The organism is Methylobacterium sp. WL116, from assembly GCF_008039455.1.
In the GTDB taxonomy this organism is placed as follows: Bacteria; Pseudomonadota; Alphaproteobacteria; order Rhizobiales; family Beijerinckiaceae; genus Methylobacterium.
In genome coordinates this window covers 1-6,328 of the sequence record NZ_VRUV01000264.1, presented here as the reverse complement: position 1 = coordinate 6,328, position 6,328 = coordinate 1, and the positions used below count along the sequence as shown (strand labels likewise).

The 6,328-nt window shown below is 72.8% G+C and carries 5 protein-coding genes and 1 pseudogene; 2 read left to right on the top strand and 4 right to left on the bottom strand.

Going from position 1 to position 6,328, the window contains the following annotated elements:
* The 4 genes and pseudogenes from FV223_RS17530 to FV223_RS17515 form a co-directional block, all read right to left on the bottom strand.
* Positions 1-261, bottom strand: a pseudogene (locus tag FV223_RS17530) (formylmethanofuran dehydrogenase subunit C); the annotation flags it as partial.
* Positions 258-1,211, bottom strand: coding sequence for a formylmethanofuran--tetrahydromethanopterin N-formyltransferase (gene fhcD, locus FV223_RS17525; RefSeq protein ID WP_147728229.1), 954 nt, complete (start codon positions 1,209-1,211; stop codon positions 258-260). The pseudogene FV223_RS17530 and the gene fhcD, both read right to left, overlap by 4 nt.
* A gap of 33 nt (positions 1,212-1,244) precedes the next feature.
* Positions 1,245-2,888 carry a formylmethanofuran dehydrogenase subunit A gene (locus FV223_RS17520; protein ID WP_147728228.1) on the bottom strand — a complete coding sequence of 548 codons (1,644 nt, stop codon included), beginning with the start codon at positions 2,886-2,888 and terminating at the stop codon, positions 1,245-1,247.
* The gene (locus tag FV223_RS17515; protein WP_147728227.1) at positions 2,888-3,916 is read right to left on the bottom strand and encodes a formyltransferase; all 1,029 of its coding nucleotides are present in this window, start codon (positions 3,914-3,916) and stop codon (positions 2,888-2,890) included. Before FV223_RS17515 ends, FV223_RS17520 begins: the two co-directional genes overlap by 1 nt.
* Before the next feature lie 335 nt (positions 3,917-4,251).
* Between FV223_RS17515 and FV223_RS17510 the strand changes: the two genes are divergently transcribed.
* Both FV223_RS17510 and FV223_RS17505 read left to right on the top strand, forming a co-directional pair.
* Positions 4,252-5,226, top strand: a complete 975-nt coding sequence (locus tag FV223_RS17510; RefSeq protein WP_147728226.1) for a beta-ribofuranosylaminobenzene 5'-phosphate synthase family protein — start codon at positions 4,252-4,254, stop codon at positions 5,224-5,226.
* An 81-nt stretch (positions 5,227-5,307) separates the two neighbouring features.
* A complete protein-coding gene (locus FV223_RS17505; protein ID WP_147728225.1) occupies positions 5,308-6,201 on the top strand; it encodes an NAD(P)-dependent methylenetetrahydromethanopterin dehydrogenase in 894 nt (297 codons plus the stop codon).
* The last annotated feature ends 127 nt before the right edge of the window (positions 6,202-6,328 follow it).

The following is a 6,328-nucleotide window of genomic DNA, read 5'->3' as shown; positions in this document are numbered from 1 at the left end:
GAGCTTGGCCGGCCCCGAGCGGGTCAGCTCGAGGATGCACTGCCCGACGCGGTCGAGCCGCTCGTGGCCACCCTCGATGGTGAGGCTGTCGCCGCCGTCGAGCGACACCTGGAAGCAGTCGCCGAGCACCAGGCCGCGCCGGGTGGTGCCGATCGGCAGGCGCTCGGCCTCGGCCGGCGAGAGCGCGGCCAGGGTCGCCGGCGCGATGTTGAGGAAGTCGAGGCGCTCGGGGGGCGCCTGCCGCAGGGAGAGGACGCTCACGCTACGGTCTCCTTCGCGGCGGGATTCTTGTCGAGCAAGTCGCGCAGGCGGTAGTGGTGCCGCCCGAGGTTGCCGCCGTAATTGCCGGCGGTGACCGCGACGAGGCCGTGCTGCGCGCCGATCTCGGTCGCGGCGTGGAGCGCCGCCCGCATCGAATCGGAGACGCCCTGCGAGGTCAGCGCGTCGATGACGATCTCCAGGACCACGCCGCATTCGGGCGGCAGCGCCGAGCCGGCCCGGCCTTTCAGCGTCGGGCAGTAGGCGTCGTTGGTCGAGGCCATCATGCCCTTGGTGCGGCCGCCGACCTTCGAGCCGGAGCGGACGATGCCGCCGGGGAAGGGCAGGATCGCCCCGGGGATGGCCTTGGCGGCCTCCACGGCGACCTCGGCCACCGTCAGCGTCTCGGCGTGGGTGCGGCCGAGGAACAGCAGGTTGCCGCCGCCGACCGCGCCGTCGACCGCGAGCACGGAATCCTCGCACAGGAACTCGCCGTCCATCACCGGGATGCGCCAGTAGCGCCGCATCCTGCCGGTGTGGTCCGGCAGGCGCTTGGCGATGGCGAAACCATCGCCGAAGTAGCGGATCGCGCCGCCGAGCTTGATCTTGGTCGGCCCCTCGACGCCGGCGAAGCACGCCGTCCCGGGGCAGGTGAGGATGCACTGCCCGACGCGCTTCAGCAGCTGCTCCTTGAGCCCGTTCGGCTCGAAGCCGAACAGCAGGATGCGCACGCCCGGGCGCCCATCCGGCGTCTCCTCGGGCGACAGCTCGGCGTCGATCCCGGCCTCGGCGCCGCAGCCGATCACCGAGGTGGCGAAGCCGGTCATGGTCGTGGCCGCGATCATCGCCCACTTCGCGGTGTCGTTGGTGACGACGATCGCGGTGCCGGCGACGTCGAACGCCTCCGCGAAGGTGTCCTCGACGCGGATGCCGTTGAGGGTGAGGTCAGACATTCCGGTTCCCGTCCCTCGCGCAAAGCCGCTCGCTCATGCCCGGCATGCCACGTCCTCGAACACCTCAGCCTCGGGGAAGGCCGCGTCCGGCACGGCGAAGCTGTCGAGCCCCTGGCCGAACCGGTCCTGCAGGTAGGCGTCGGTGCGGCGCTCCATCGCCTTGTCGGACTCGACCGTGAGCGACAGCGAGCGGCCGACGTGCCAGTGCACGACCTCGCCGTCCTCGACGATCGCCACGCCGTCCTTGAGCACGAGCTTGGCGCTCGCAAACATCGCGGTGCGGTTCCTGTCCTCGCGGTAGACCGCGATGTCGGCGCGCGCGCCGGCGCGCAGGTGCCCGCGATCGGAAAGGCCGAGGAGCTTGGCCGGCCCCGAGCGGGTCAGCTCGGCGATCTCGGAGAAGGAGTATTCGCGCTCGATCTCGGGCAGCGACGAGCGCTCGCCGACGACCTTGGGCAGCGTCGCGATCTCGCGGTCGCGCTCCTCCTTGTCCATCAGCAGGTGGATGATGCGCGGATAGGCGGTGAACGGGCCGCCGTTCGGGTGGTCGGTGGTCAGGATCGTGCGCTCGGGCTCGTTCGAGAGCAGCATGATCTCGAGGCCGATCGCCCATTGCAGCGAGCTCGTCGGCCCGCGCGGCTTGTACAGGAACGGCACCACGCCGCCGCCCTCGGCATCGCCCGCGTTCAGCACCCACTTCTTCGGGTTGGCGCCCTTGCGGCCGCCGAACTGGCGCAGGATGTCCATCGAGACCGTGACGGTCTGGCCGAACACCACCTGCCCGATGTCGAGGGTCGCGTTCGGGTTCGCGTGCATCGCGTCGACGATGCGGCGCGCCGCCGAGCGGAAGCCGCCTGTGCCCGGGTTCGCGGGGTCGGCCGCGCCGTAGGCGTAGAACTGGGCGTGGGCGAAGTGGATGCGCCGGCCCTCGGCCGCATCCAGCGTCTCGACGAAGCTGTCGTCGGCGCCGGGCAGCCCGAGGTTGTTGCAGTGGACGTGCAGCGGGTGCGGCACGCCGATCGCCTCGACCGCGTCGAGGAGCGAGCCCATGATCGTGCGGGTCGAGAGCCCGTAGACCGGGATCTCGTCGTCGAGGCTGAGCTTGAGCACGCCGTCCTTGAAGGCCGAGGCGCCACCGGCGTTGATGCACTTGACCCCGAGCGCCCGGCTTTGCGCCACGTTGAGCGCCACGAGGTCGCGGACCGCGTCCCGGCTCTCGCCCGCGCGCAGCAGCTGAAGCAGCTGGTCGTCGTTGCCCATCACCGCGAGCGCGCCGCGGTCGAGCAGCGGGATGTCGGCCAATTCGAGCTGCGTCGCGAGCGCGTGGGTCGGCGGCATCGCCGGCTCGACCGCCGTGGTGTAGCCCATCTTGGCGTAGGCCGCGCCGATCCAGGCCGCCGCGCCGCCGGCATGGGCGAAGGGGTGGCCGTTCGGCGCCGTCTCGCTGACGTAGAGGTCGGGCAGCAGCAGCCGCGAGGTGATGACGTTGCCGCCGGCGATGTGCGAGTGCACCTCGACGCCGCCGGCCATCACCACGCAGCCCGTCGCGTCGACGGTGCGGTCGGGGGTCCGCTCGGAGGGGGCGACGACGCGGCCGTCCTCCACCCAGACGTCGCCGACGCCGTCGCGGCCGGCCGTCGGGTCGACCACCCGGCCGCCCTGGATCCGGATCAGCATCAGGAATCCTTCCCAGCGAAATGGTGTTCGATGCGGGCCAGCACGTCGGCGGCCGAAGCGCCGCCCCCCGTGCCGGGTCGGTAGGTGAGGGCGGCGCGGCCCTCGTTCCAGAGGACGCCGCCGGCGCTCGCGCCGGGCACGCCGACCGCGATCACGACCTCGGCGGTGCCGGGGGCGGCCTCGGGGCTGCCCGTGCCGACGATCGCGATCGAGGGCAGGGCGCCGAGCCAGTCGGGGCGCGCGGCCGGAAGCGTCGAGAGCCACAGCGCGGCGTCGGCCTCGCCAGTCGAGACCTGCCGCGCGGCGTCGAAGCGCCAGGGATCGTGCTCGGGGACCTTGCGGCCGAAGCCGGTGCGCGGGGCCTGGCCCGTGGTCCAGGCCGCGACCTGCACCACCGAGCGGTCCTGGTCGGGGCCGCCGAGCGAGAGCGCGAAGCAGCGCGTGATCTCGTTCACGTCGCGCACCAGCCCCTGCACCGTCTCGACGCCGAGCTCGCCGAGCTCGGCCGGGTCGTAGAGCACCGCGCCGTACCGGGCGGCGTAGAGCGCGCGGGCGATCTCGTTGAGCGGGGTGGCGTCCGCGAGGTGCCCCTTGGCATGGGCGCGGAGCAGGGCGAGGTCGGAGGCCAGCGCCTGAGCGGATGCGCCGGCGACGGCGAGCACCTGGCGGTCGGCCCCGGCCGCGAGTCCGCGCACCGGCTTGCTGCCGCGCAGGGCCGAGGCAAGGGTGCTGGTGCCGGCCTTGGCGCCGACGACGAGCACCACGTCGGCGCGCCCCTGGACCTCGGCCGGCGTCGACGTCATCGCGCCGACGCGGCTGAGCGCTCCGAGGTCGGCGTAGGTGCCGGCGGCGCCCTGCGTATCAAGGGAGGCGCCGATCGTGCCGGCGAGGCGGTAGGCAGCGCGAATCGCGGCGACGTCGGCGTTCAGTCCGGCGAAGACCGGTGCATGCGCGGCGGCGAGCAGAGCGGCGGCGGCCGCGATGGCGCCCTCCGCATCGGTCGCGTCACCCTTCACCCAGGCTGTCATGCGTCCTCACCCGAACCGTTTCTTGAGGCGTCGCAGATCGTCGCCGTAAGACCGGGGAGGACGGCCGAAGGACCGTCGCAGCCGGAATGGCCTGCCCGGACGGGATACGATCCCGACCCGGCGGCACTCGGAATGCCTGCGCTGGAGGGCACGTTTGCATCGCTCGGACGCCGCAGGCAACCCTGTCGCCGCGATTTGCGGCCGCTTCGCCCCGACAGGCGGTTGCCCGGCGGGGCGCCTCCATGGGAGAAGCCGGCTCCCGCGGGGACCGATTTCCCGAGAGGTCCGCCGCGACGGCAGGATGAAGCGGCGTGGCGAAGGCGGAGGGGATCGACGTGTCTGAACCCGCACGCGGCCGCTCCGAGGCCGCCTCGCGCTCCGTCCACGTCCACGCGCCGGCGCGCCTGCATTTCGGGTTCCTCGACCTGCATGGCGGCCTCGGCCGCCGCTTCGGCAGCATCGGCCTGGCGATCGACGCCCCCGGCGTCCGACTCACCGCGAGCGCCGCCGACGGGCTGTCCGTCTCGGGACCGGAGGAGGGCCGCGTCCGCGGCTACGTCCACGCGGCGGCGAGCCATCTCGGCGTCGCCGAATCGGTCGCGATCCGGGTCGAGGAGGCGATTCCGGCTCATGCCGGGTTCGGCTCGGGCACGCAGCTCGCGCTCAGCGTGGCCGCGGCCCTGGCCCGCCTCTGGGGCAAGCCGTTCTCGGCCGAGGATTTCTCGAACGCGCTCGATCGCGGCAACCGGTCCGGCGTCGGGCTGTCGGCCTTCACCGAGGGCGGGTTGATCGTCGACGGCGGACGCGACGCCACCGGAGCGCCGCCGCCGGTGATCGCCCGCCTGGCCTACCCCGACCCGTGGCGCGTCGTGCTGATCCTCGACCGCGACGCCACCGGCATCCATGGCTCGCGCGAGCAGCGCGCCTTCGCCGAGCTGCCGCGCTTTCCCGAGCGCCAGGCCGCCGAGATCTGCCGGATCGTGCTGATGCAGGTGATGCCGGCGGCGGTGCTCGCCGAGCCGCAGGGCTTCGGCGCCGGCATCACCCAGATCCAGCGCCTGATCGGCGACCACTTCGCGCCGCACCAGGGTGGGCGCTACGCCAGCCCCGCCGTCGCGGAGGCGCTGCGGACGATCGCCGACCAGGGCGTCGCCGGCTACGGCCAGAGCTCCTGGGGGCCGACCGGCTTCGCGCTGATGCCGTCGGAGGCCGACGCCCGCGCGCTCGTCGCCGGGCTGGACCGGCCGGGCCCGCTGCGCTTCCTCATCGCGCGGGGCCGGAACACGGGCGCCGAGATCACGACCGCTTGAACCGGCATGCTTGACCGCGGGCATCGATTGCGACTCTCAACGACACCGACCGACGATCCTCGCACCAGACAGGGAATCCCCATGGCCCGCTCGATCCTGCACATGCTGACGCCGCTCAAGCACATGAGCCCGTTCGACGTGAACATGGCCGTCGATGCCGGGTTCGAGACCATCGTCACCTACACCGACGTGACGCTGCCGGACGTGGTCTCGCTCACGCAGGATTCGATCTTCTCGCGCGCGCCCGGAGACGGCGTCCGCACCGGCATCTTCATCGGCGGCAAGAACGCCGAGGACGCCCTCGACATGGTCGACCGGGCCAGGAAGGCCTTCGTGCCGCCCTTCGCCAACCACCTGTTCGCCGACCCGGCCGGCTCCTTCACCACCGGCGCGGCGATGGTGGCGCAGGTCTCGCGGGCCTTGCGCCAGAAATTCGGCACCGGCCTGAAGGACAAGCGCATCGTCATCTTCGGGGGCGCCGGCGTCGTCGCCTACGTCGCCGCGGTGATCGGCGCGCTCGAAGGCGCCAGGACGGTGCTGGTCGGCCATGACGGCGAGGAGCGGGTCTCGAAGATCGCCTTCACGATGAAGTGGCGCTTCGGGATCGAGGTCGGCGCCATCGACGGCACCATGCCGGACGACCGCCGCAAGGCGATCGCGGATGCCGACGTGATCCTTTCGGCCGGCCCCGCCGGCATCCCGATCCTCTCGGCCGAGGACCTGCGCGCGGCCCCGAACCTGCTCGTCGCCTCGGACGTCAACGCGGTGCCGCCGGCGGGCATCGCCGGGATCGACGTCAACGCGGTGGACGTGGCGCTTCCGGTCGGCAAGGGCGTCGGCATCGGCGCGCTCGCCGTCGGCAACGTGAAGTACCAGACGCAGAAGCAGCTGTTCGGGCGGATGCTCGCGGCCGAGGCGCCGCTCTGCCTCGATTTCCGCGACGCCTACGCCCTCGCCGTCGAGATTGCCGGCTGAGACCGGCGAGGCCGGCGGGGCGATCATGGCCGGCGCGGCGATCCTGATCGCGGCCCAGTCGGGGCGGGCCCCGGGCCTGGAAATAGGCGCCCGCCGGCGCCGGCCCGCTTGTCGCCGCGCGGATATG